The following is a 23,945-nucleotide window of genomic DNA, read 5'->3' as shown; positions in this document are numbered from 1 at the left end:
TCGGGTGCTCCTTACAGCTCGACAGGCAGGCGGGTCATGACGGCAGTCAGCTTCAGATTGGGCGCTTCATGCATGCGCCCTTCGAGATGGTAGAGATCACCGTCCACCCGGCCGTCATAAAGCACGTTGAAGCGGGCAACATCCCCTACCACTGATACGGTCTCGGGCCTGTGACGCACAAACAGCATGCGCGCAAGCGGGCCATCGGGCCCATCTTCCAGCCATCCTTCATAGTAATAGCTGCTATCCCCGCCGGTCGCGCGGCCATTGCGCACGGTGACCACGCCGCCGGACTGGTCCAGCGGGCTCCGGAAGCGCACCACATAGACGCCATCGGGTATCCATTGCGAGCGCGGGAAGCGTGGTTTTGCTGTCTGGGTGTCCATTTGGGATTCGCCTGCTGACGGGTTCAGACTTCAATTGTCCTTCGGGGCTGCCGCACGGGCAAGCCGGTCATTGATGGCTTCGCCCAGACCGTCATGCGGGATCGGCGCCACCGCGATCGGCCGCCCCAGTGCGTCGGCGGTGCGCAGATGGGCGAAGAGCCGGGCGGCAGCTTCGGCGAGATCACCGGACGCCGAGAGGTCCAGCACATGTGCGGCTGCCTTTCCGCGCCAGCGGCCGAAGGCCAGATAGGTCTCGGCAGGAGCAGGCTGTGTAACGTCCAGCCGCAAGGGCGCTTCCGGCGCGTAATGGCTCTTTAGCATGCCGGGCGCGGCGATGGCGGTATCGGCGCTGGCGCGCTGCAGGGCCGTGCCGGTCAGCGCCTCGATACGGCCGGCCTCCAGCGCTCCGGCGCGCAGCAGGACCAGACCGCCGGGCAGATCGGCCAGAATGGTGCTTTCCAGCCCCACCCGGCACGGACCGCCATCCAGAATGAGGCCAATACGATCACCCAGGCTATCGGCGACATGCTGCGCGGTGGTCGGGCTGATACTGCCCGAACGGTTGGCACTGGGGGCCGCCAGCGGGCGGTCAAGGCGTGCGACCAGCCCCGTCATGGCAGGCGAATCCGGCCAGCGCACCGCCAACGTGTCCAGCCCCGCCCGTGCCAGATCGCATACCGGGCTCGTGGCGCGGTGACGTCCCACCAGCGTCAGCGGCCCCGGCCAGACCTGCCGGGCAAGCTTAATTGCCGCAGGGCTCAGCTCCACCAGCTCCAGCGCACGCTCCAGACCGTCCACATGGGCGATGAGGGGGTTGAAGCGCGGGCGCCCCTTGGCTGCATAGAGCGCCGCTATGGCCGCCGGGCTGGTGGCGTCGGCAGCCAGCCCGTACACGGTCTCGGTCGGAACGGCTGCCAGAGCGCCGTCCGCCAGCAGGGATGCTGCCCGGTCAAGGTTCACAGCATCGTGTGCCGGCAGGGTGGGGGCGGTCGCTGTATCGCTCATCGCGGAAGGCTTGGCGCGTGTGTGGGGCAAAGGCAAGAGGTGTGCATCGCAAGCTGCGTCAAAGCGTCCCTGAAGAGGCGCCAGCGGCCATCACACCCTCGTCACATGGCGCTGCTAGGCCCATATCCACGCCAAGAAGAATCTCCCCGGAGCCTTTGATGACCGATCTCGCCGCACGACTCGATCCCGATTTCGAGCCGGAAACCAACAATTCGGGCAACCGGCCTTTTGCCGATGTGGTCAAGGCGCGCCTTGACCGGCGCAGCTTCCTGCGCGGCGGGCTGGGCCTGGCGGTCAGCGGGTTTGTGGCCGGGCCGGTGGCGGCCTGCGCACGCCGGCCCGAGGCGCAGGACGCATCGTCCGGTCCGTCGCTGGGGTTCAACGCCGTGCCGGTATCCTCTACCGACACTATCGTCGTGCCGGACGGTTATGAGGCGCGGGTCATCTATCGCTGGGGCGATGCGATCAGCGGTGATTTTCCGGCGTTCGCACCGGACAATTCCGGCGAGGATCAGGCCCATCAGGCCGGCATGCATCATGACGGCATGCACTTCTTCCCCATTGAAGGCGATAGCCCGTGGCAGGGCAGTTCCACCGACGGCTTTCTGGTGATGAACCATGAATATATCGAGACGCGCTTTCTGCATTACGCCGTGACGCAAGGTAGCGAGATCAGCTCCTGGGGCACGCCCGATCATGCCGGGCCGCGACCGGCCGATCATGTGCTGAAAGAACTTAACGCGCATGGTGTCTCGGTCGTGCGCATGCGCGCTGACGCGAATGGCAACTGGCGGGTCGTGGCCGACCCGCGCAACCGGCGCATTACCGGCCTGACACGTATGGAAATTGCGGGCCCGGCACGCGGCCATGCCAAGATGGCAACCTTTTACAGCCCGGACGGCACGCATACGCGCGGCACGCTGTCCAATTGTGCCCACGGCGTGACGCCGTGGAACACCTATATGGCCGCGGAAGAGAACTGGTCGGGCTATTTCGTCAATACCGATGGCGAGATGCCGCGCGAGCACGCCCGCTATGGCGTGCGCCCGGATGTCAGCCGCCATAACTGGCACCTGGCTGATGATGGCGGAGACGGCTATGTTCGCTTTGATGCATCCACCAAGGCCGATGCACCGGCTGGCGATTACCGCAATGAACCCAACATGTTCGGCTGGATGACCGAGATCGACCCGTTCGATCCGGATTCAACCCCGGTCAAGCGCACCACGCTGGGCCGCTTCGCCCATGAGGGTGTGGTCTTCGCGCCGGCAGAGGCCGGCCAACCTGTGGTCTGCTATTCCGGTGACGATTCCCGGTTCGAATATATTTACAAATTCGTCTCTGACGGCGCGTATCAGCCCGGCGTCACGCGAGGCGATATTCTCGATACCGGCACGCTCTATGTGGCGCGTTTCAATGATGACGGTAGCGGCGAGTGGCTGCCGCTCGTTTACGGTCAGAACGGGCTCGATGAGAGCAATGGCTTCACCGATCAGGGCGATGTGCTGATCAACACACGCACGGCAGCAGACATTGTCGGTGCGACCCCGATGGACCGGCCCGAATGGGGTGCGGTCGACCCTGAAACCCGCGCGGTCTATTTCACGCTGACCAACAATACCCGCCGCACGGCAGACCAGGTGGACGCGGCCAATCCGCGTGCGGACAACGCGTTCGGCTCGATCATCCGCTGGAACGAGGCCGATGGCGACCAGGCGTCCACCCGCTTCAACTGGGACATTTTTGTGCTAGCCGGGCCTGAAGGCGACAGCCGCGACGTCAATGGCGCGCCGCTGGATCAGGATGCTATTTTTGCGGCCCCGGACGGGCTCTGGTTCGACGCCGACCGGCGTCTGTGGATCCAGTGCGATATCTCCGACAGCGCCCTTAATTCCGGTGTCTATACGCCCTTTGGCAACAACAAGATGCTGGCCGCCAACCCGGATACGGGCGAGATCCGCCGCTTCCTCACAGGCCCTGTCGGCTGCGAGATCACCGGCGTCGTCACGACTCCCGATCAGCGCACCATGTTCATCAACGTCCAGCATCCCGGCGCGAACACCTCCGAGGCCGGTTTCGCTGCCGCCAATTTCGACAGTCACTGGCCCGATGGCGGGCGCACTCTGCCGCGCTCGGCCACGGTCGCGATCCGGCGTCTGGATGGCGGCAAGATCGGGGCTTAAGGCCGAACGCTGTCCAGAAAATCTGCCACCTCGGCCAGTACACCGGGATCGCGCAGGACACCGCGATGGCCGAGCCCCGGCTTGATGACGAGCCGTGCGCCGGGCCAGTCCTTCGCGGCGCTCTCGCCCGCGCTCACCGGCACGATCGTGTCGTTGTCGCCGTAGATGAACAGCGCCTTCGCTGTCATGGACGGCGCGTCCCGCGCGATATCGAAGCGGGCTATCGGCGTTTTCAGCACGTGCTCCACCCCGCCCTGCATCAGGGCGATGGCGCGTTTCGACAGGCCCATCGCGCCAGCCTGAAAGGCGATATTACCCGCCAGAGAGCAGGGCGAGGCCAGCGCCACGAAGGCCGCCGGCTTCACCAGCCCCTCACTCATCGCAACCACGCTGGACGCCGCGCCCATGGAGTGGGCGACGATGGCGAAAGGCTGGCCGAATGTGGCCGCTGCCGCACCCAGGCCCTCGGCAAAGAGCGGCAGGGTCGCCTTGTGCCCGTCCGATGCGCCGTGGGCGGGGCCATCGATGAGGACGACGCAGTAGCCGTTTTCCATCAGGTGCTGCGCGTGGCTGGAGAGGTCCGCCGCATCTGCCTCCCAGCCATGCAGGAAGAAGATGGCAGGGCCTTGCCCGCCGCTATAGATGCGCTGGCGGCCCAGCGGTCCTTCGATCCATCCCGCGTCCAGCGTGGCGAGAAAATCCCGCCCCGTATCGGTCTGCTGGCGCACGCGCGGGCGGACAAAGCGCTTTGCGGCAATGGCGCGGAAGCGTGCGGGCGCGATGGCGGCCATGAGATTGGCCATCAGGATTGCGGTTTTCATGGGATATCTCAGGCGCGGGCGCTATCGATCAGGGCGGTGAAGCTGGCGCGTGTCAGCCGCCCGGCCTCGTCGCGCCCCTGAACCACGGACCAGGACTGGCAGCCCACGCCAATCGCCTCGAACTGGAAGGCAAAACGCTTGGCGTCTGTGCTGGCGGCAAATCCGCCTTCGTGGATGGCGAGCTTGGCGAGCCGCTCCACCCAGTCGGTCCAGCCGCGCCGCGCCTGACGGGCTAGTTCTGCGGCCTTCGGCGTCAGGGCAGGGGCCTCGAAAGCGGCTTGCAATATCGGGCAGGGGCGCGACGGGTCGCGCAAGAGCCAGCCTGTCCAGTTCGTGCCCAGTGCGTCGATCCGGGCCAGCGTGCCGCTCTGCTGGCGGGCGGGTTCCACTACCTGCTGGCGGAATTGCTCGATAGCGGCCTCGATCACCGAGACCTGCAGGGCTTCTTGCCCGCCGAAATGGGCAAACAGCCCGCTTTTTGACATGGCGCAGGCCTTGGCGAGGTGACCAATCGACAAGGTGGCCAGCCCGCCTTTGGACATTTCTTCCAATGCGGTTTCGACGATGCGTGAGCGGGTGGATTTTTCCTGTGGCATACCGCTTATGTGCGAACGTTCGTTCGTATTGTCAAGCGGGTGTCACTTCAACCTTGGAATGGCCAGCCCCAACGCCGGGCCGGTGCTTACGGCCTCATTGCGGAAACGATAGAGCTCGGCCGGGCGTCCGCCCGTACGCGCCTCGAAGCGGCCCGTGCCTTCCACGAACCCGGCCCGGTCCAGCGCACGGCGGAAATTCTGCTTGTGCAGGGCAAAGCCGGCGATGCCCTCCACCATGCGCTGCAGTTCGGACAGGGTGAAGGTGTCTCCCATCAGTTCGAACACGACCGGGCGATATTTCACCTTGCCGCGCAGGCGCGAAATGGCGGTGGCGAGAATGCGCCTGTGGTCAGACGCCATGATCTGGCCGGTGCCGGCCGGGGCGCGTGCCGGTTCGCCCTGATCGCGGGCGGCCTCGGCGACGAGACCTGCCTCATAGAGCAGTTCATACCGGTCGAGCGCGCGTTCCTCGTTCCACACAAGGCCGTCCAGCGCGAAGTTCGTGCGCACGCGCTCCAGGCGCGCCGCGCGGCTGCCCGGCGCGCCTGCCTCGTCGGCCCAGCTGCGCAAGGCCGGCGCCAGCAGCTCGTCGATTACGGGCGGGCGGCCATGGCGGTGGTCCTCCCACGGGAAAAACTCGTTCCAGCTTGCCCAGCGCGCGCCCAGCCCGGAGAGCTCGCGCGCCTCGCGGGCAAGGCCCAGATAGCCAAGCGAGATCACGCGCGCCCCCGCCGCGCCGGTCAGGGCAGCCAGCGGGGCTTCACGGCCCCGATCGCCGAACGTGTAGAGCTGCTCGACATAGCCCAGCTCGAACCCGGTCTGGCCGCGCACCCATTCGCGCAGGCCGATCTCGAATGTGCGGTGAGCTTGCGGATCGAACGGGCCGAAGGGCAGGGCCGCCTCTGGCGTGGCAAGGCCTTGCGTGACCAGCACGCGCGGCTCGCCTTCCTCACTGGCGAAAATCACGGCGTTGAGGCCGACGACCAGACCGGTCGATGCCGGCAGCGGCGGGCGCGACGGGCTCATGAGCGTCCCGCCTTGCGCCCGGCCGGGCGGTCTTCCTCATCCATGGCGATCAGCAAGGTTTCGAAGCGGGTGACATAATCGCCCTGTACCGCCTCTGTCGGGCGCACGGGGATATCGACCCGCAATCCAAGCGGCGGCTTGCCGAAGAATTCGCGTGCCTCCTCGACCGAAAAGCCGGCCAGCTGGACCGCCTCGAAAAAGGCGCACAGCCGGTCGGCCTTCTTGATTGTGGTCTTCACATATTTCGGCAGATGGGCCGGCAGGCCAAAGCGTGTGTGCACGGCGCGCTCGAGCTTTGCCTCGAAGGCCTGGTAGTCAAATCCCAGCGCGCTCTTGAACGGCGAGATCATGTCGCCAATCACATATTCGGGCGCATCGTGAAGCAGCGCGGCCATACGCCATTTCGCCGGCCAGGCCGGCTCCATCTGGCCGCACAGGCGCTCCACGATCAGGCTGTGCTCGGCGACCGAAAAGGCATGTTGCCCCACCGTCTGGCCGTTCCAGCGCGCCACGCGCGCCAGCCCTTGTGCAATGTCCTCGATCTCGATGTCGAACGGGGACGGGTCGAGCAGGTCGAGGCGCCGCCCGGACAGCATGCGCTGCCAGGCTCTCGGCGCGGGGGTGGATGTCTTGCGTTGAGCCATGTGTGCAATCGTGTCGCGGGCCAGCTTCTCCCCTCCCGGTCTAGAAGGAATTGGCGTAAGTTCAAGCGCAAGCACACCTGAAAGGGAGGCCGCCATGAACCCGGAACGCATTCTCGTAGCCCTGCAGGGCGATGAGGCCGACGATACCCCGCTGGCCGCCGCCGTGGCACTTTCGCCATTGATCGGCGCAGACATACGCGCGGTGTTCGTGGAGCCGGACCCGGCCAGCTACATGCTGTGGACCGGGCCGGGCGCGGCCGGTGCCTCGGTGGTCACCAGTGCCATCGAGACCGTGCGCGAGGAAGCGGCCAAGGCCGCGATCGAGGCCGAGGCGCGCATGAAGCGTCATCTCGAAACGATGGACGACAGGGGTGTCAATGCCTCCTTCCGCCGGGTGACGGACAGCCCGTCCGAGGCGGCCCAGCAGGCGAGGCTGGTGCGCATGTTGGTCGCCTGCCCCGACGCGGCGGCAGGCAAGGGACCATTGTCCGGCTTCACGGCGTCCTGCCTTGTGGATGAGGCCTGCCCGCTCTTCGTGCCCCGCGGCGGGGCAATACCGCCCAGGAAGATATGCGTCGCTTGGGATGGATCGCGCGAAGCGTCCCGCGCTGCCTTCGCCGCTGAGCCCTTCTTCACCGCAGGGGTGGAGGTGACGATTCTGCACAGCCCGAAAAACCTCGATTATGCCGACCGCGCGGCGGCGGCGCCCAACCGGCTGGCCAACTGGCTGGCCCCGCGCGGTATCAAGGCGAAGTCACAGGCCGTCGAGGCCAAGGGCAGTCTGGGCGATGCGCTGCTTGAAGCTGCATCCGGCGCTGACCTGCTGGTCGCCGGTGCCTATGGCCAGTCGCGCCTTGCCCAGTTCATTTTCGGCGGCGTGACGCGCACCCTGCTGGGGGCGAAGGACGGGCCGTCCCTGCTGGTTGCGCACTAGAGCCGGGATGCAGCCGGCCTACGCCGATCTGCTGGCTTTCGCCCGCCAGCGCACACGCCTCGTCCACGAGGCGGAAGACCTTGTGCAGACTGCCCTGCTGGCCGCGCTGGAGGCCGGCCGGTCTGATCTGGAGGATACGCAGAACCGGCGCTGGCTGCGCGGCGTGATCCGCAATCAGGCCCGCATGGAGGCGCGCAGCGCCATGCGCCGCAAGGCGCGTGATGCAACACAGCTCGCGGCGGACGGCGACGCCCCGTCCGGCCCCGGCGGGGATGGGGACATGTTTACATGGGTGCGCAGCCTTGCACCCTCCCTGCGCCCGGTTGCGGCGCTCGCCCTGACTGGCCATACGCGCAGCGAGATCCGTGCCGCGCTAGGGCTGTCCGACACCGCCATGCGTCAGCGCCTGAGAGCCCTGAAACGAGCGGCGGCGGCCAGCGGCCTCGGGACGCCGGCGTTTGCCGGACTGCGGACCGATCTGGCTCACGGCCTCCTGCGCAGGGGCATGCCCGCCATGCTCGCGCGCCGCGGTGCCGCGTTTGGCACCTATGACCCGGACGGCAATCTGCTGATTTTCCGCACACCCGCGCTCACGAATGGTGCCGCTGCGGCAACAGGGATGTGTCCGCCCGCGATGTCCGCAGGCGCAAAATTGAAGGAATGACCCATGATACCCAAGCCGCAGGAAATTGCCGTCGTGTTCAACGTGGCCGATATCGAGCGCACGGAGGGCTTCTATCGCGACACGCTGGGCCTCGATGTGACGCGGCAGGAAGGGGCTGAGCCTTTCTGGCTGATTGCCGACCTGACAGCCGGATCGCAGCTCATCTTCTTCCAGAGCGATGATGTGCGCCCCGGCAATACGCCGATCGTGGTGTTCGACCTGAAGGCCGGGGGCATTGATGATCTCATCACCGCGCTGGCCGAGCAGGGCGTCACCATCGTGACGCCGGTCAGCGAGGCGCCAGGCGGCTGGTCTGCCGACTTTCTGGACCCGGATGGCAATGCGCTGGCCTTCTGGCAAAGGGCCGAAGTACCAAGATCGCTGAAAGGCTAGCTTGCGGCCAACACCCCCATCCCCGCGCGTTACCGGGCGGGGTTTATGGGACGGATGGCGCGGGCGGCCATGAAAAGACCGGACGCGAACGTTCAAACGGGCCCTCTCAAGGCCGCCCGCACGCAGGTGTTTCTTCAGCCGGGGCGGATACCTTACGCTGCTCCATAGCCGTAGCCTCCGTGACGCGCATCAGCCCTCCCGAGGGTCAGCCGGTCCAGCTGGACCTGTATAGCCGTCCACAAGGGTGAGACAGACCGCGCCCGCTACGGTTTTCCGCTCCGCCGGCCGCCTGAACCTGAGGATGAACCCCGCGTCGATGTCTCGCATTGGCCAGACTCTAGGCTGTATCGACATTCAGTTTTGGAGCGTGATATGCGCAAAAATCGTTCAGTATCAGGAGCAGGCCCGATGGAAGGGTGCTCCCCTTTCGAGGGGCTGCGACGCAAGAGTGGGCGATTTTCGCCATACCTCGAAGAGGCGCGGCGGATTTCATCCCTGACGGCGTCGAGCCGCCCTTGTGGAGGGATGCTCCACGGCGGCCGTCTCTCCTTGTCAGGCACAAAATCCGCTACACGTCACGCCCGAAACCTGAATGCCGATACAGCCTAGGGCGCACCCCGTCTCAGGTCACCGCTTCATCTCCCGGCCGGGACGCATTCCGGACCGCCGTCTTGCCGGAGATGAACACCCGCCATTATGCGGCAAGTTCACAGGAGGGGAGATAAGTGGGGATTTATCCCACACTTCCTCGCCATTCCCGCGCAGGCGGGAATCCAGAGATCGTAGAGCTCAGGCGGTGGATACGGCTCTGGGTTCCGGCTTGCGCCGGAATGACGAGGGGATAGGCATTCCCCAATGCGTTTTCCCGGCGCACGCCGGGATCCAGTTTTTCTCAAAAGCTCTGGGTTCCAGATAGCGGCTTCGCCGCTTCTGGAATGACGAGAGTGGGGCTCCTCAGACGCGTTTCACCGGCGCACGCCGGTGCCCAGTCCTTTTTTCCGCACCCCGGCTTATTGCCGGGGGAACGCACTGGAGGGCGATGGCGACAGGGGGCAAGCCCTACCCCTCCCGCTTGCGCTTAAAGCCCTTATGGAGTAAGGACGCGCGCGCTTTGCTTCTGCCGGTTTGGCAGGCAGGGCGTTTAACCGGGCACGATTTTGTCATCGGCCCTCCGGCTCCTCCAACCCCTTTCTTCAATGATCGACGGGCCCGGAGCGCCGGGTTCCGGTGGCAGAGACGTGTCCAGACCGTAACCATTCCGGCTGCGAGGGGGCGCTCCCCCAAAGCAGCAAGACCGCCGGAGACAACCGGCCGGCCGGAATACAAACGCATAAGCTGGAGACTGTCTTTTCGCATGAATGCTACATCTTCCTCTGCGGCTAGCCGCGACGATTTTGCCTCAATGCTCGAAGCGAGCTTTGCAGGCCGTGACCTTGTAGAAGGCTCTGTGGTGCGTGGCACCGTGACCGCCGTCGAACACGACATGATCGTGATCGATGTGGGTCTGAAAACCGAAGGCCGCATCTCGCTGCGCGAGTTCTCCGGCCCCGGCTCGACCACCCCCAAGCCCGGCGACGAGGTTGAAGTCTATCTGGAGCGCATCGAGAACGCGCTCGGCGAAGCGGTGCTTTCGCGTGACAAGGCCCGCCGCGAGGAAGCCTGGGACCGCCTTGAAAAAATGTTCGAGGCCAAGGAGCCGGTCAACGGCGCCATTGTCGGCCGCGTCAAGGGCGGCTTCACCGTCGATCTGGGCGGCGCATCGGCCTTCCTGCCCGGCTCCCAGGTGGATATCCGCCCCGTGCGCGATGTCGGCCCGCTGATGAACAAGGAACAGCCCTTCGCGGTCCTGAAGATGGACCGCCCGCGCGGCAATATCGTTGTCTCGCGCCGCGCTGTTCTCGAAGAGTCGCGTGCCGAGCAGCGCGCCGAGCTGGTCGGCAATCTGGCCGAGGGCGAAACCCGCGAAGGCGTCGTCAAGAACATCACCGATTACGGTGCGTTCGTGGATCTGGGCGGCATTGACGGCCTCCTGCACGTCACCGACATGAGCTGGAGCCGCGTTGGCCATCCCAGCGAAGTGGTCGAGGTCGGTCAGACCGTGAAAGTCCAGATCATCAAGATCAACAAGGACACCCAGCGCATCTCGCTCGGCATGAAGCAGCTTCTGTCCGATCCGTGGGATGCGGTGGCCGCGAAGTATCCGGTGGGCGCGACCTTTGAAGGCCGCGTGACCAACATCGCCGAATATGGCGCGTTCGTGGAGCTGGAATCGGGCGTTGAAGGCCTTGTCCACGTCTCTGAAATGAGCTGGACCAAGAAGAACATCCACCCCGGCAAGATCGTCTCCACCTCCCAGGAAGTCACCGTCATGGTGCTGGACGTGGACGAGGAGAAGCGCCGCATCTCGCTCGGCATCAAGCAGACCCAGCGCAATCCGTGGGAAATCTTCGCTGAAACCCATCCGGCCGGCACGGTCGTGAAGGGCGAGGTGAAGAACATCACCGAATTCGGCCTGTTCATTGGCGTCGGCGAAGACATAGACGGCATGGTCCACCTGTCGGACATCGACTGGGACCGTTCCGGCGAAGAAGCGCTGGCCGACTTCAACAAGGGCGACATGGTCGAGGCCAAGGTGCTGGACGTGGATATCGAGAAAGAGCGCGTCTCGCTCGGCATCAAGCAGCTGGCTGGCGACCCGATGGAAGACTCCGGCGGCTTCAAGCGCGGCGAGACCGTGACCTGCACCGTGACCGAAGTGACCACGGGCGGCATCGAGGTCTCCTTCGGCGAAGGCGGGCAGATGAAATCCTTCATCCGCAAGTCTGACCTGTCGCGTGACCGCGCCGAGCAACGCCCCGAGCGCTTCTCTGTCGGTGACAAGGTGGATGCGCGCATCACCAATGTCGACAAGGGCGCACGGCGCGTATCGGTCTCCATCAAGGCCCTCGAAATGGCCGAGGAGAAGGAAGCGGTCGAGCAGTACGGCTCGTCTGAGTCCGGTGCATCGCTCGGTGACATTCTGGGCGCCGCGCTGAAGCAGCAGGACACCAAGAAGGACGAATAGTCCGCATTGGTGACGTGACGGCAAATGGCCGGGCCCTGCGGGTCCGGCCATTTTCTTTTGCCGGTATCACTCTTTTTGCCTTGAAGTGATTGACCTTGGCCGGTACCCGTCCCAAGGTTTCTCCCTTCGTCATCCCGGGGACGCGAAATCATGATCAAGTCTGAACTGATCGAGAAACTGGCGGCTGCCAATCCGCATCTTTTCCAGCGTGACGTCGAGCGGGTCGTCAATTCGATATTTGAAGAAATCACCCAGGCGCTCGAACGCGGCGAACGCGTGGAGCTGCGGGGGTTCGGCGCTTTTTCCGTGCGCAACCGTCCGCCGCGCCAGGGGCGCAATCCGCGCACAGGCGACGCCGTGTCGGTGAAAGAAAAGCACGTGCCCTTCTTCAAGACGGGCAAGGAATTGCGCGAGCGCGTGGACGGCAAGGCGTAACCGCGTCGTGGCGGCACGCCGTTCGTCTAGGCGAGGCCCGGAAATCCGCCTAGGATTCCTTCCGGGTTCGCCGGGAGGGCTTTATCATGCTCAATGAATTCAAGAAATTTGCCATGCGCGGCAATGTGGTCGACCTTGCGGTCGGCTTCATTCTCGGCGGGGCGTTCTCCACCATCGTGTCGTCCTTCGTGAACGATATACTGATGCCGCCCATCGGGCTTCTGCTCGGCGGCGTCGATTTCTCGGAATTATTCCTCGCGCTGGACGGGGTGGAATACGCCTCGCGCGCTGCGGCCGCCGAGGCCGGAGCCGCCACCATCAATTATGGCGTGTTTATCAACGCGGTGATCAGCTTCGTGATTGTGGCGTTCGCGCTCTTCCTGCTCATCCGCGGCATGAACAGGATGATGGACAAGAAGAAGGACGAGGTGCCTGCCGAGCCTCCTGCCAAGCCGCGCAATGAGGAATTGCTCGAAGAGATCCGGGACCTGCTGAAGAAGTAGGCTCTTTGCGCGCCGGGCTGGCCGGGCTAAGTCGAGCGGCATGAGCGTGCTGGTGAAAATCTGCGGGATGAGTGACGAAGCCTCGGTGCGTGCTGCCGTGGCTGCCGAGGCCGATTATCTGGGCTTCATCATCTTCCCCAAAAGCCCGCGCGGTGTGACGCTGGCAAAGGCGGCAGAACTCGCCGCTCTGAAAGGGGCCGCGAAATCGGTCGCCGTGCTGGTAGATCCCGACGACGTCCTGCTGGGCGAGGTGCTGCGCGTGCTTCGCCCTGACATTATCCAGCTTCATGGACATGAAAGCCCGCAGCGTTGCCTTGATGCGCGCAGTTATGCAGGCGAGGGCGTATGGAAGGCCGTTCCCGTCAGCATGCCAGCCGATGTGGAAAAGGCTGCGCGCTACGCAGGTTACGCCGATGCCATCCTGTTCGATGCGAAACCGCCCGCAGGCGCGGACCGGCCGGGTGGCTGGGGCGAGGGGTATGACTATTCGCTCTTGAAGGGCTTTGACGCCTTGCCCTTCATCCTGGCCGGCGGCCTCTCGCCGGAGACAGTAGCGGCGGCGGTCTCTGTGTCCGGCGCCAGGGCCGTCGACGCGGTGTCAGGCGTGGAAAGCGCGCCCGGCCTAAAGGACCTGGCGCGAATTGCGGCCTTTGTCCGCGCAGCAAGGCAGACGGTAACGCGCTGATTGCGGCCACTCGGCCTGCCTTGCACCAATATTGTGCAAAGGCGCCTCAAATTCCGGCACGCCCGCCCCTGCTGCGCTGCAATACAAGTCCGGCCGCTGACAAGCTTCGACAGGCGGACGCACGTTTGGCGCATGTTTTCTGCCAAGGGGTGATCCGCAAATGGAAGACGCTGCCTTCTCCGCAGGCGATACCGCCTGGATACTGACCGCTTCGGCACTGGTGCTGATGATGACCGTTCCCGGCCTGGCGCTGTTCTATGGCGGCATGGTACGCCGGACGAGTGTGCTCTCCACACTGATGCATTCGCTCGCAGCGGCCGTGCTCGTCACCATCACCTGGGCACTGGTGGGCTACTCGCTGGCCCTGACAGGCGACGGAGCGTTCATAGGCGGACTCGACAGGCTTTTCCTTGCGGGCCTTCAGCCAGGCAATGATTCCGGCGGACTGCCCGAGCCTGTCTTCATCCTGTTCCAGCTGACCTTTGCCATTATCACCGTGGCCATCATCTCCGGCGCCGCAGCCGAGCGGATGAGTTTCACGGCCTGGGTCATCTTCGTGCCCGTCTGGCTGCTTGTGGTCTATGCGCCGATTGCCCACTGGGTGTGGGGCGGCGGCTTCCTGGATGAGGCGGGTGTGATCGATTTTGCGGGCGGCGCAGTGGTGCATATCAATTCTGGTGTTGCCGGCCTGGTGCTGGCGCTGGTGCTTGGCCCGCGCCGCGGCTGGCCGAAGGAAGGCCACCCGCCGCACAACCTGGTCCTCACCGTCATCGGGGCAGGCCTGCTATGGGTCGGCTGGTTCGGCTTCAATGGCGGCTCGGCGCTGGCTGCTGACGAGATTGCTGCCCATGCGGCGCTGGTAACCCAGATTGCAGCCGCCATGGCGGCGCTGGTCTGGTGCGCTCTGGAGTGGATCCTGCGCGGCAAGCCGACCGTTCTCGGCGCAGCCTCCGGCGCGGTGGCGGGTCTGGTGGCGATCACGCCTGCGGCGGGCTTTGTCGGCCCGCAAGCAGCGTTCGCGCTGGGCGCAGCCGGTGCTGTGGCAGCCTATTTTGCGGTCACGGCACTCAAGAGCGCCCTGAAATACGATGACAGCCTGGATGCGTTCGGCCTGCACGGGATTGCCGGGTTCGCCGGCGCGGTGCTGACCGGTGTCTTCGCGGTCGAGGCGATTGGCGGGACGGCGGGTGCCATAGAAGGCAACTGGCTGCTGGTCTGGACGCAGACCTGGGGCGCGCTTGCCGCTGCCGCCTGGTGTGCCATCGGCACGTTTGTGATTCTCTTCCTGATTGGCCGCGTGGTGAAGCTGCGGGTCGAGGAAGAAGACGAAGTTACCGGGATCGACATTGCGCTCCACGGCGAGAGCGCGTGACGATCTGGGTTTACCAGTCCTCCCTGACTGAAACCCCGCCAGTTCGTCTGGCGGGGTTCTTTTTTGATCAGGATGTCAGGGCCAGCGCGGTACGCAACATGGCCACCAGCGCGCGCGGTGATGTGGTTTCCTGATTGGAATGGTAGTTCACTGTAGGCACCTGCAGGCTGGCGCCAGTGAACTCGCCCTTCGACTGGGCGGTGATCTTGCCGAGCTCGGTCAGGCCAATACCCTTTAGCGGCTGTCCGCGCCGGGCGCGCGCCGCGTTCTCGGCCTCAATGAAGGCATCCTTGAAGATGATCGGCGCGCCTGCGCTGGCCGCGGCCCGTTCTACCCGCTCCACCATGGCCTCGTGAAAGCTGGCGCTGGCATCCCGGCGCCGCAGGATGACGGCGCCGGCCAGCATGGCCGCTGAATCCTCAAACGGGCTGGTATCCAGCACCACAACATCCTTGCGCCCAGGCAGGGCCTTTTCCGCCCAGTGCAGGAAGTGCGCGGCCGAGCGTCCGATTTCCTCTTCCGCCGTAAACACGACATGGCCGCCAAGCCCAAGTTCGGCGGCGATGCGCAGCACGGCGACCGATACCGGATTGTCCAGCTGGCCCGAGACCTGTCCGCCGGAACTGCGGTCAAGGGCGCGGCCAAAGCTTATCGGGGTACCCGGCGGCAGGGCCGGCAGGCCCGCAATCTCCAGCACAATACGTCCGTCGCTATCGAGCCGTGCGCCGGTGACATCGCCATAGGCGAGCCGTCCGCCGGTCTTGCGGTCATAGGCGAAGACCTCTTCGCCGCCATAGCGCTCGCTGACACGCGTTGCGAGAATTTCGGACGCGACGGCCTGTTCGCCGTATTTCTCGTTCTTCACCGCGTGGGCGGCATAGACAGGGGCGCCGTCCGGCGCAATCACGGCGCCGTGCCGGTCGACATGGGCGATGAAGACCGGGCCGGGCTTGCCGGTATCAATAACGCACAGATTCGCGTGGCGCTGCGGCTTGTAGCCGAGGCCCGCAAAATCGCGCGCGAGATGATCGAGAAACGGTGTCTCGTGGCCAACGACGCTCGGAAAGTCCAGATATTCGTTGGTCTTGGCCAGAATCCGCGCGGCGAGATCGGTCTCGCCGGCCAGGTTCATCTTACAGCTTCTCCACAAACACGGTGCCGGCGGAATACCCCGCACCGAAGGAGCAGATCACACCTTTGTCACCGCTCTGCAGGTCTTCGGAATGCTTGTGGAACGCGATGATCGAGCCGGCAGAGGAGGTGTTGGCGTATTCATCCAGAATGGTCGGCGCATCCTCGCCGCCAGCCTCGCGCCCGAATACCTTCTTCGCGATCATCAGATTCATGTTGATATTGGCCTGGTGCAGCCACACGCGGCGCATCTGGTCCGGCTCCAGCCCGAGATCGTCCATGTGCTCGCGGATCATGTCCGACACCATCGGCACGACTTCCTTGAACACCTTGCGGCCCTCCTGAACGAACAGCCTGTCGTCCTTGGGCGACCCGTTCTGCAGCGGCCGGTTGTCGCCGGTCGCGCGTTCGGTGCGGTTCAGGAAGCCGAAATTATTGCGGATATTGTTGGAGAACTGCGTTTTCAGGCGCGAGCCGATGATGCGCCATCCGCCCTCTCCCAGCTCCGCGCGCTCCAGCAGCACGGCTGTGGCCACATCGCCGAAGATGAAGTGGCTGTCCCGGTCGCGCCAGTTCAGGTGCGCCGAGGTGATTTCCGGGCTGACCACCAGTATCGCGCGGGCATTGCCCGCTGCAATCATGTCGGCCGCCGCCTGCATGCCGAACGTGGCCGAGGAGCAGGCGACATTCATGTCAAACCCGAAGCCGTGCTCCATGCCGAGGGCCATCTGGATCTCGATCGCCACAGCCGGGTAGGCGCGCTGCATGTTGGAGGCGGCCACGATAATGCCGTCAATATCGGCCGGCGTCCTGCCGGCACGTTCCAGCGCGTCGCGCGCCGCATGAGCGCCGATCTCGGCGAGAATCGCCAGCTCGTCATTGGAACGCTCGGGTATGTTCGGCATCATCCGGCTGATGTCGAGAACGCCGTCTTTCTCCACGACATAACGCGATTTGATGCCCGAAGCCTTCTCAATGAATTCGGCAGAGGAGGGGGTCAGCGCTTCCAGCTCGCCGCGGGCGATTTCGTCCGCATGCTCGGCATTATAGCGCTCGGCATACGCATTGTACGCGGCCACCAGCTCTTCATTGGATATGGAATGGGGCGGCGTCCACAGGCCTGTGGCGCGAATGACGGCTTCACTCATCGGTTTCCCCGAACGATTCCTGATCGCTATCTCTTTACCCTAGCCCCCACAGCGGTGCGGTGTCGACCATTGTCAGGCGGGCTGGCTGTTGGCCATAGCCGATTACGGGCCCGCGTGCATGTGACTTGCGCACAACAGGGGATGGTCTTTCAGAGGTGTTAGCCGTTACGCCCGCCGCTAATGACCCGGTGAATGGGCTGCGGGCGTTCGCGCACGACGCCGTCTCCGTCCGTGCACTGGTATTCCAGTACACCCGTGGCGCCATGGCGCCCGCCCATCTCGCAGTCACGGTCCAGCGCGTGCGCAGGCGGGCGGTTGGCGCAGGCGCCGATTGAAAGACCGCAAACGATCAGCATGGCGAGCTTCAGGGCAGGTTTCATGATGACCTCGACAGGGCTGCACACTCTTCATGGCGAAAACAGGTGACCAGATGGTCATTGACCATGCCGGTCGCCTGCATGAAGGCATAGACGATGACCGGCCCGCAGAACTTGAAACCTTCCGCTTTCAGCGCCTTGCTCATCGCCTGGCTGGCAGGTGTTTCGGCCGGGACGGCGTGCCGCTCGCTGAACCGGTTCTGCACCGGCTCGCCATCGACAAAGTCCCACAGATACTCGCTGAAGCCCTGTCCGCGCTCGCGCATCGCCAGATACGCTTTTGCATTCCCGATGGACGCCTCGATCTTGGCGCGTGAACGGATGATGCCGGGATTGTCCAGAAGGCGGGCAATATCGGCCTCGCCATAGCGGGCCAGTGCTTCGGGGTTGAACCCGTCAAAGGCCTCCACAAAGGCCTCGCGCTTGCGCAAGATTGTGATCCAGCTGAGCCCCGCCTGAAATCCATCGAGGATCAGCTTGGCAAACAGGGCCTCGTCATCACGTTCGGGCACGCCCCATTCAGTATCGTGATAGTCTATATAGAGCGGGTCGTCGCCCGGCCATGCGCAACGGTGGATCATCGGGTGTTTCCGCCTTCCTGTGGTCAGCCAAGCACCGAAGCGCGCGGCGTCCAAGTGAACAAACGCTAATGGTCCTTCAGGGAGCGCCCCTTGATGACCGCAGACGGACCGAAGCGCGCGCGGGCCTTGTCCATCGCGCGCTCGGCGGCCGCGCGTTTGGGGCCGTCAGGGTCGAGAAGGTCGCGCGCATCGCCGCTGGCAGGTTCCAGATCGCTGAATCCTATGCCGATAAGCCGGTAGCGCGGCCCTTTCGCCTCGGCGCGCAACAACTCGCGGCCCGTGCGGAACAGCGTATCGGCCAGCTGCGCCGGCTGGGAAAGCGTACGCCGCCGCGTCAGGGACTTGAAGCTCTCCGTCTTCAGTTTCAGCGTGACGACGCGGCCCGCAATCCCTTGCGCCTTCATCCTGTCGGCGACCCTGACGCAGAGCGGCCAGAGGCGCCTTTCCAGCTCGTCATGGGCGGCCACGTCATCGAAGAAGGTGGTTTCGGCTGAAACGCTCTTGCGCTCGCCGTCGCGGGCGACCGGGCGATTGTCGATCCCCTGCGCCAGCCGCCAGAGCCGCGCGCCCGATGGCCCATGGCGGCGAACCAGCGCTTCCTCTCCGCGTGCGATGACATCGCCCAGCGTTTTCAGCCCGTCCCTGTTCAGCGTGGCAGCAAAGGCCGGGCCGACGCCGAACACGCTTCCCACTGGTCTGGGGCGCAGGAAGTCTGCCGCTTCGGCCTGCCCGATCACGGAAAACCCGTCAGGCTTGTCGAGCTCGCTGGCCGTCTTGGCGAGAAACTTGTTGTAGCTCAGGCCAACCGACACGGTAACGCCGACCTCCGCCTTGATGCGTGCTGCCAGCTTCATCAGCGTGACGCTTGGTGGGCTGCCATGCAGGCGCTGCGTGCCTGTCAGGTCCAGAAAGGCCTCGTCGATCGATAGCGGTTCCACCGCCGGCGTAACGTCTTCCATCATCTGGCGGATGCGCTTGCCCTCGGCGGTATAGACCGCCATGCGCGGGCGGATCACAACTGCATCGGGGCAGGCCTTGAGCGCCTTGAACATGGGCATGGCGGACCGTACGCCGTGCAGACGCGCCACATAGCACGCCGTCGCCACCACGCCGCGCTTGCCGCCACCAATAATGACGGGCTGGTTGGCCAGCGACGGGTCATCGCGCTTTTCGATGGAGGCGTAAAACGCGTCGCAATCAATATGGGCGATGGAGAGCCTGTCCAGCTCGTCATGGGCAAACACCTTGCGCGAACCGCAAGCTCCGCATCGTGGCGGGTGTGCAGGCTCAAAGCAGGTCCGGCAATATCCGCTCATCGTGTTTCCAGCGGCCAGAGCCAGGCTGCCCCGCGCACGCCCGACGAATCACCGTGCCGATTCGCCACAACACGGGTGCGCAATTCGTCCGTGAAAACATGGGGCGCCAGACCGGCTTCCAGCTGTGCTGCAAGACCGGGCAGGTTGGACAGCCCGCCGCCGAGCACGATCACATCGGGGTCGAGTACGTTGACGACAGTAGACAGAGACCGCGACAGACGGTCCGCATGACGCGCCAGCGTTGCCATCGCCTTGCCGTCGCCATCGGCAGCCTTCGCCGCGATCTGGTCTGCGGTAAGGCTTTCGCCTGTTGCCTGCTCGTGGTCACGCGCCAGAGCCGGGCCGGAACACCAGCTCTCAACACAGCCGCGCCGTCCGCACCCGCATTGCGGGCCGGGTATCTCCGCTGCGGACGGGCGGGGCAGGGCGGTGTGGCCCCATTCGCCCGCGATAAGCCCGCCGCCTTCATGCAGGCGGCCGCCCATGACGATGCCGCCGCCGACCCCGGTGCCGGTGATGACACCAAAGACGCAATGCGCGCCGGCGCCGGCGCCATCCGTGGCCTCTGACAGGGCAAAGCAGTTGGCGTCATTGGCGCAGCGGACAGCCTGACCTAGTGCCGCCGAAAGATCGCGTTCAAGGGGCTGTCCATTGAGCTGGGAGGAGTTCGCGTTGCGTACAAGACCCGTACGCGGATTGATCGAGCCGGGATGGCCGACGCCGATGCTCACATCACCGCAGCCGGACGCTTGCCGGACTTCGGCGGCGAGCGTGCGAATCGATTCTATCATGGCGGTATAGCGGGTCGTGGAGGCGATCCGCTTGCGGACCAGAATGGCTCCGTCAGCCCCCAGCGCCGCGGCTTCGATCTTCGTGCCGCCCAGATCAACACCGATGCGGATCATGCGCAGTCCCCTGCCAGCTCTGGCCTCGCCACGTTCTTATCTTGTTCCTTACCGGGTTCCTAGCGCGCGACTCATCGTTGATTAAGGAAAATGGTGTCTACTCCGCAGTGGATGGAAAAAGGTCCACGCCAAAGGCGGGGCAAACGGGGGAAGCGCGCGGTCGCCATGCTGCAGGTCATGTCCAAAAAAGTTCTGATCGTTGAAGATAACGAGCTGAACATGAAGCTTTTTCATGATCTGCTCGAGGCCCACGGCTACGAAACCCTCCAGACCAGGGAGGGCCTGAAAGCCATTGATATGGCGCGTGAGCACCGCCCCGATCTCATCCTGATGGATATCCAGCTGCCGGAGGTTTCCGGCCTCGATGTCACGAAATGGCTCAAGAGCGACGAGGACCTTTCCGGCATTCCGGTGGTTGCCGTCACCGCCTTCGCCATGAAGGGCGATGAGGAACGCATCCGTGATGGCGGTTGTGAAGGCTATCTCTCCAAGCCCATCACGGTGACAAGTTTTATCGAGACAATCCGCAAGTTCATAGGCTAGGGGAGGCGCAAAACACGATGAGCGCGCGTATCCTGGTTGTTGACGATATCGAGACCAACCGGCGCCTGCTTGAGGCGCGCCTGTCGGCCGAATATTTTGACGTCGTGCTGGCCGCTTCTGGCGCCGAATGCCTTGAAAAGGCGCGCGACACCAAGCCGGACCTCATATTGCTCGATGTGATGATGCCCGGCATGGACGGGTTTGAAGCGTGCCGGCGCCTCAAGGCCGATACGGCTACCCGCCACATTCCGGTCATCATGGTGACCGCGCTGGATCAGCGCGAGGACCGGGTGAAAGGCCTGGAAGCGGGTGCGGACGAATTTCTCACCAAGCCGGTCAACGATGTCGCCCTGTTTGCCCGTGTGCGCTCCCTCCTGCGCCTGAAGGAAGTGCTCGACGAGCTGCGCCTGCGCCATGAGGTCGCGCTGACCGATGACGGCGTGGAGGAGGGCGATCTCGAAGGCCCCGCCATCGTCATTGTCGCTGCTGGTGATGACACGGCCGCCGAGCGGCTGTCTGCGAAACTGCCCAAGGGCTTTGCGCCTCGCCCGATTGGTGATCCGGCCGGCGTGGTCAAGGCCGCACGCGCGGGTGCAGAGCTGGTGCTGATTGACCTGGCGACGGCTCGGTTTGATGCGTTGCGCGTGTGTGCGCGCATTCGTTCCGACGCGGTAACCCGTCACACGCCGATCATATGCGTTGTCGATCCCGATACGCCTCAGGACATGGTCCGCGCGCTGGATCTGGGTGTCAGCGATGTGGTCACGCGACCCGTCGATCCGGGCGAGCTGGCGGCACGCCTGAACACCCAGCTAAAGCGCAAGCGCTATGCGGAACAGTTGCGCGAACGTCTGGAAGAAAGCCTGGAGATGGCGGTCATTGATCCGCTGACCGGCCTCTATAACCGCCGCTATATGGGCTCACGCCTGCGCCAGGCTGTCGATGCCTGGGAGGCGAGCGCCGAGACGGTATCGGTCATCCTGTTCGATATCGATCATTTCAAGCGCATCAACGACACATGGGGCCATCAGGCTGGTGACGAGGTACTGCGCGCGTTCACCGAGCGGATGAATGCCCAGCTTCGCGCGCTCGACATTGCCGGGCGCCATGGCGGCGAGGAGTTCATGGTCGTGCTTTCCGGTGCGACCCAGAGAGAAGCCGTGGAAGCAGCTGAGCGGGTGCGGGCGGCCATCGCCCGTACGCCGTTCCAGATTGCCAGTGCCGGAATCACGGTGGAGGCAACCACCAGTGCCGGAGTCGCCGAAATCATGCATGGCGATACGCCAGAGCGCCTTGTTGCGCGGGCTGATGCCGCGCTCTATCAGGCGAAGGCCTCGGGCCGCAATCAGGTCATGGCGGCACAGAAAAAGGCCGCGTGACGATCACGCGGCCTTCATCAAATCGGTAAACGTCGAAAGGGGGCAGATCTACTTGATCTTGCCTTCCTTGAACTCGACATGCTTGCGAGCGACCGGATCGTACTTTTTCAGCACGAGTTTCTCGGTCATGGTGCGCGCGTTTTTCTTGGTCACGTAGAAGTAACCCGTGCCAGCCGTCGAATTGAGGCGGATCTTGATGGTTGTCGGCTTGGCCATGTCACTCACCTGAAACTGGAATGCCGCGCCAGACCGGACCTGACGCTTCGCGAGCGCGCGAAAATACGCATGTTCGTAAGGGTGTCAATGGCGGTGATGCGTTCAGCTCCGCCAGCTCATGGACGCGGTTGCGGGAAAAGTGACTGAAAGCCAATGAAGCCGGATACTCTGGTATCGGCGTTGATCCCGCGAAGGGGTTGTTGGCGTCGTGTGCCCAGAACGAGGTTTATGGCAGACAACGTTACAAACGAGCTTTGCTGGAACATCTCAAGGCGCTGCGAACCCAGGTGGGAACGCTGCAGAACGATGTGTCCGATGTGAAGACCAGCCTTATTAGCCTGCGTCAGCACCTGATGCGTTCATGTCCACCGATGCCGCGCATGAAGGCGCGCTGGCTTCGTTGCAGGCGCGCCTGAACCGTATCGAACGCCGGTTGGAAATCTCCGAAACCTGATCACAAGCCCTGTTCAGCCCCGCCAGCTTTTCAACGCCATCGGCAAATAGACGGCAGCGATGACGCTGAGCGCGAGCAGGAAGCCGTGCGGATTGATCCAGTCCATGGCCAGGCCTCCCAGCGGCGGCCCGAAGAGTGACCCCGATCCATAGGCAAAGATGAAAGCCGCATTGGCAGCGGCGAGCTGGCTGGCCTTTACCCGCTCGCCGATCACAGAGAGCCCGACCGTGTAATAGGCGCTGGCAAGGCCGACATAGAGGAAGATGAGCGGGAAGAGGGCAAAGCCGAACCCGCTTGACGCGATGATAAGCAGCGGCACGGCCACGGCTGCCAGCGTGATCAGGGCCAGCGTGCGCATGCGTCCGGCGCGGTCGGCAAAATTTCCGATCGGGATTTGCAGGAAGAGCGCGCCCAGCGCCCCGGTCGTCATGAGCAGCCCGATCAGCGTGGTCGTCAGCCCGGTGCGCTCGCCATAGACGGGCATCAGCGCAAAGAAGCTGTTCTCCAGCGCGCCGAACAGAAACCCGGCAAGGATCGCCGCCGGTGCAAGACGCGCGGTGGTCAGAATGGCCAGCGGGCTGCCCTCATCGGCCTTGGGCGGCACCAGGTCCGGCCCGCGCAGGAATATCACCGGCAGCACACCGGCTGCGTAGATGGCGGCGCCGGCGATCCAGGGCGCCCATCCTTCTGCGCCCAGCAGCGCCAGCAGCAAGCCGCCAGAGCCGAACCCGGCTGACAGAACGGTCGCATAGACGGCCAGCAGGGAGGCGCGCCGTTCGGGCTTGGCCAGCTGGTTGATCCATGTCTCGCTGGCGATGAACACGATCGTGACGGCAATGCCGATAATGAAGCGCGTGCCAAACCACACCCAGACATCGCGCACGGCCGGGAAAACCAGAATGCCTGCTGCGATCACAGCCAGGCTGGCAGCCAGCAGGATGCGTGGGGCGATCCGCGAGAACAGGCCCGGAATGAACGGGGTCGACAGAATCATGGCCAGCGCGGCGGCAGCGGCATTGGCACCGGACATCGCGCCGGAGCCTGTCATCGCTTCGAGATTGAGCGAGATCAGCGGCATGAGCAGCCCGAACCCGCACCCGGCCAGCCCCCCGCACATGATCGCCACGAAGAGCGAGCGTGCGCGGGCGTGTGTGTCGCTGATGAGGAAGGAGATGGCCATGAGG

The 23,945-nt window shown here is 64.4% G+C and carries 25 protein-coding genes; 11 read left to right on the top strand and 14 right to left on the bottom strand.

What is annotated here, in order from left to right; genetic code table 11:
• Nucleotides 1-11: 11 nt before the first annotated feature.
• Together IEV75_RS08800 and IEV75_RS08795 are read right to left on the bottom strand one after the other, a co-directional pair.
• The gene (locus IEV75_RS08800) at nucleotides 12-386 is read right to left on the bottom strand and encodes a GrlR family regulatory protein (protein ID WP_188452197.1); all 375 of its coding nucleotides are present in this window, start codon (nucleotides 384-386) and stop codon (nucleotides 12-14) included.
• Nucleotides 387-416: 30 nt separating this feature from the next.
• Nucleotides 417-1,391, bottom strand: a complete 975-nt coding sequence (locus IEV75_RS08795; protein WP_188452196.1) for an L-threonylcarbamoyladenylate synthase — start codon at nucleotides 1,389-1,391, stop codon at nucleotides 417-419.
• A gap of 158 nt (nucleotides 1,392-1,549) precedes the next feature.
• On the opposite strand from IEV75_RS08795, the gene IEV75_RS08790 reads away from it, so the two are divergent.
• On the top strand, nucleotides 1,550-3,574 hold the full coding sequence (locus IEV75_RS08790) for a PhoX family protein (protein ID WP_188452195.1): 2,025 nt from the start codon (nucleotides 1,550-1,552) through the stop codon (nucleotides 3,572-3,574).
• On the opposite strand, the gene IEV75_RS08785 is transcribed toward IEV75_RS08790, so the two are convergent.
• The 4 genes from IEV75_RS08785 to IEV75_RS08770 are packed head-to-tail and all read right to left on the bottom strand — an operon-like array spanning nucleotide 3,571 to nucleotide 6,661.
• Nucleotides 3,571-4,395, bottom strand: coding sequence for an alpha/beta fold hydrolase (locus IEV75_RS08785; RefSeq protein ID WP_188452194.1), 825 nt, complete (start codon nucleotides 4,393-4,395; stop codon nucleotides 3,571-3,573). The genes IEV75_RS08790 and IEV75_RS08785 overlap by 4 nt on opposite strands.
• Nucleotides 4,396-4,403: 8 nt before the next feature.
• Nucleotides 4,404-4,991, bottom strand: coding sequence for a TetR/AcrR family transcriptional regulator (locus tag IEV75_RS08780; RefSeq protein ID WP_188452193.1), 588 nt, complete (start codon nucleotides 4,989-4,991; stop codon nucleotides 4,404-4,406).
• Nucleotides 4,992-5,033: 42 nt separating this feature from the next.
• Complete coding sequence (locus tag IEV75_RS08775; RefSeq protein WP_188452192.1) at nucleotides 5,034-6,017, bottom strand: NUDIX hydrolase; 984 nt, start codon at nucleotides 6,015-6,017, stop codon at nucleotides 5,034-5,036.
• Complete coding sequence (locus tag IEV75_RS08770) at nucleotides 6,014-6,661, bottom strand: HD domain-containing protein (RefSeq protein WP_188452191.1); 648 nt, start codon at nucleotides 6,659-6,661, stop codon at nucleotides 6,014-6,016. Before IEV75_RS08770 ends, IEV75_RS08775 begins: the two co-directional genes overlap by 4 nt.
• Nucleotides 6,662-6,755: 94 nt before the next feature.
• Here IEV75_RS08770 and IEV75_RS08765 point away from each other — a divergent pair, with 94 nt between their 5' ends.
• The 8 genes from IEV75_RS08765 (at nucleotide 6,756) to IEV75_RS08730 (ending at nucleotide 14,711) form a co-directional block, all read left to right on the top strand.
• Nucleotides 6,756-7,595, top strand: coding sequence for a universal stress protein (locus IEV75_RS08765; protein ID WP_188452190.1), 840 nt, complete (start codon nucleotides 6,756-6,758; stop codon nucleotides 7,593-7,595).
• A 7-nt stretch (nucleotides 7,596-7,602) separates the two neighbouring features.
• Nucleotides 7,603-8,259 (top strand): RNA polymerase sigma factor, encoded by a 657-nt coding sequence (locus IEV75_RS08760; RefSeq protein WP_188452189.1) that lies wholly within the window; start codon nucleotides 7,603-7,605, stop codon nucleotides 8,257-8,259.
• A gap of 3 nt (nucleotides 8,260-8,262) precedes the next feature.
• Entirely contained in the window at nucleotides 8,263-8,652 is a 390-nt protein-coding gene (locus tag IEV75_RS08755; protein ID WP_188452188.1) for a VOC family protein, read from the top strand.
• Between the two features lie 1,354 nt (nucleotides 8,653-10,006).
• Nucleotides 10,007-11,716, top strand: a complete 1,710-nt coding sequence (rpsA, locus tag IEV75_RS08750) for a 30S ribosomal protein S1 (RefSeq protein WP_188452187.1) — start codon at nucleotides 10,007-10,009, stop codon at nucleotides 11,714-11,716.
• A 150-nt stretch (nucleotides 11,717-11,866) separates the two neighbouring features.
• Nucleotides 11,867-12,151, top strand: coding sequence for an integration host factor subunit beta (locus IEV75_RS08745; RefSeq protein WP_188452186.1), 285 nt, complete (start codon nucleotides 11,867-11,869; stop codon nucleotides 12,149-12,151).
• 86 nt (nucleotides 12,152-12,237) lie between these two features.
• Entirely contained in the window at nucleotides 12,238-12,654 is a 417-nt protein-coding gene (mscL, locus tag IEV75_RS08740; protein WP_188452185.1) for a large conductance mechanosensitive channel protein MscL, read from the top strand.
• A gap of 40 nt (nucleotides 12,655-12,694) precedes the next feature.
• On the top strand, nucleotides 12,695-13,339 hold the full coding sequence (locus tag IEV75_RS08735) for a phosphoribosylanthranilate isomerase (protein ID WP_188452184.1): 645 nt from the start codon (nucleotides 12,695-12,697) through the stop codon (nucleotides 13,337-13,339).
• A gap of 160 nt (nucleotides 13,340-13,499) precedes the next feature.
• Nucleotides 13,500-14,711 (top strand): ammonium transporter, encoded by a 1,212-nt coding sequence (locus IEV75_RS08730; RefSeq protein WP_188452183.1) that lies wholly within the window; start codon nucleotides 13,500-13,502, stop codon nucleotides 14,709-14,711.
• 67 nt (nucleotides 14,712-14,778) lie between these two features.
• Here the strand turns inward: IEV75_RS08730 and IEV75_RS08725 are convergent, their stop codons facing one another.
• From IEV75_RS08725 to IEV75_RS08700, 6 genes are all read right to left on the bottom strand, one after another.
• A complete protein-coding gene (locus IEV75_RS08725; RefSeq protein ID WP_188452182.1) occupies nucleotides 14,779-15,843 on the bottom strand; it encodes a zinc-binding metallopeptidase family protein in 1,065 nt (354 codons plus the stop codon).
• A gap of 1 nt (nucleotide 15,844) precedes the next feature.
• Nucleotides 15,845-16,990, bottom strand: a complete 1,146-nt coding sequence (locus IEV75_RS08720) for a beta-ketoacyl-ACP synthase III (RefSeq protein WP_188452181.1) — start codon at nucleotides 16,988-16,990, stop codon at nucleotides 15,845-15,847.
• A gap of 158 nt (nucleotides 16,991-17,148) precedes the next feature.
• Complete coding sequence (locus IEV75_RS08715) at nucleotides 17,149-17,370, bottom strand: hypothetical protein (RefSeq protein WP_188452180.1); 222 nt, start codon at nucleotides 17,368-17,370, stop codon at nucleotides 17,149-17,151.
• Nucleotides 17,367-17,948: a DNA-3-methyladenine glycosylase I gene (locus IEV75_RS08710; protein WP_188452179.1), complete on the bottom strand. Its 582-nt coding sequence runs from the start codon at nucleotides 17,946-17,948 to the stop codon at nucleotides 17,367-17,369. The genes IEV75_RS08715 and IEV75_RS08710 overlap by 4 nt, the downstream gene beginning before the upstream one ends.
• 65 nt (nucleotides 17,949-18,013) lie before the next feature.
• Nucleotides 18,014-19,264, bottom strand: coding sequence for a DNA polymerase IV (locus IEV75_RS08705; RefSeq protein WP_188452178.1), 1,251 nt, complete (start codon nucleotides 19,262-19,264; stop codon nucleotides 18,014-18,016).
• Nucleotides 19,261-20,169, bottom strand: coding sequence for an ROK family protein (locus IEV75_RS08700; RefSeq protein WP_188452177.1), 909 nt, complete (start codon nucleotides 20,167-20,169; stop codon nucleotides 19,261-19,263). Before IEV75_RS08700 ends, IEV75_RS08705 begins: the two co-directional genes overlap by 4 nt.
• A gap of 177 nt (nucleotides 20,170-20,346) precedes the next feature.
• On the opposite strand from IEV75_RS08700, the gene IEV75_RS08695 reads away from it, so the two are divergent.
• Entirely contained in the window at nucleotides 20,347-20,712 is a 366-nt protein-coding gene (locus IEV75_RS08695; RefSeq protein ID WP_188452176.1) for a response regulator, read from the top strand.
• 17 nt (nucleotides 20,713-20,729) lie between these two features.
• Complete coding sequence (locus IEV75_RS08690; RefSeq protein ID WP_188452175.1) at nucleotides 20,730-22,091, top strand: PleD family two-component system response regulator; 1,362 nt, start codon at nucleotides 20,730-20,732, stop codon at nucleotides 22,089-22,091.
• A 48-nt stretch (nucleotides 22,092-22,139) separates the two neighbouring features.
• Here IEV75_RS08690 and rpmG read toward each other — a convergent pair whose 3' ends face one another.
• The gene (gene rpmG, locus IEV75_RS08685; RefSeq protein ID WP_009800672.1) at nucleotides 22,140-22,307 is read right to left on the bottom strand and encodes a 50S ribosomal protein L33; all 168 of its coding nucleotides are present in this window, start codon (nucleotides 22,305-22,307) and stop codon (nucleotides 22,140-22,142) included.
• 467 nt (nucleotides 22,308-22,774) lie between these two features.
• Complete coding sequence (locus IEV75_RS08680; protein ID WP_188452174.1) at nucleotides 22,775-23,941, bottom strand: MFS transporter; 1,167 nt, start codon at nucleotides 23,939-23,941, stop codon at nucleotides 22,775-22,777.
• Between the last annotated feature and the right edge of the window lie 4 nt (nucleotides 23,942-23,945).

This window comes from Glycocaulis albus (assembly GCF_014639075.1).
GTDB classification, from domain to species: Bacteria; Pseudomonadota; Alphaproteobacteria; order Caulobacterales; family Maricaulaceae; genus Glycocaulis; species Glycocaulis albus.
Note: the sequence above shows the minus strand (reverse complement) of the source record. Positions and strands in the feature narration are given on the sequence as shown.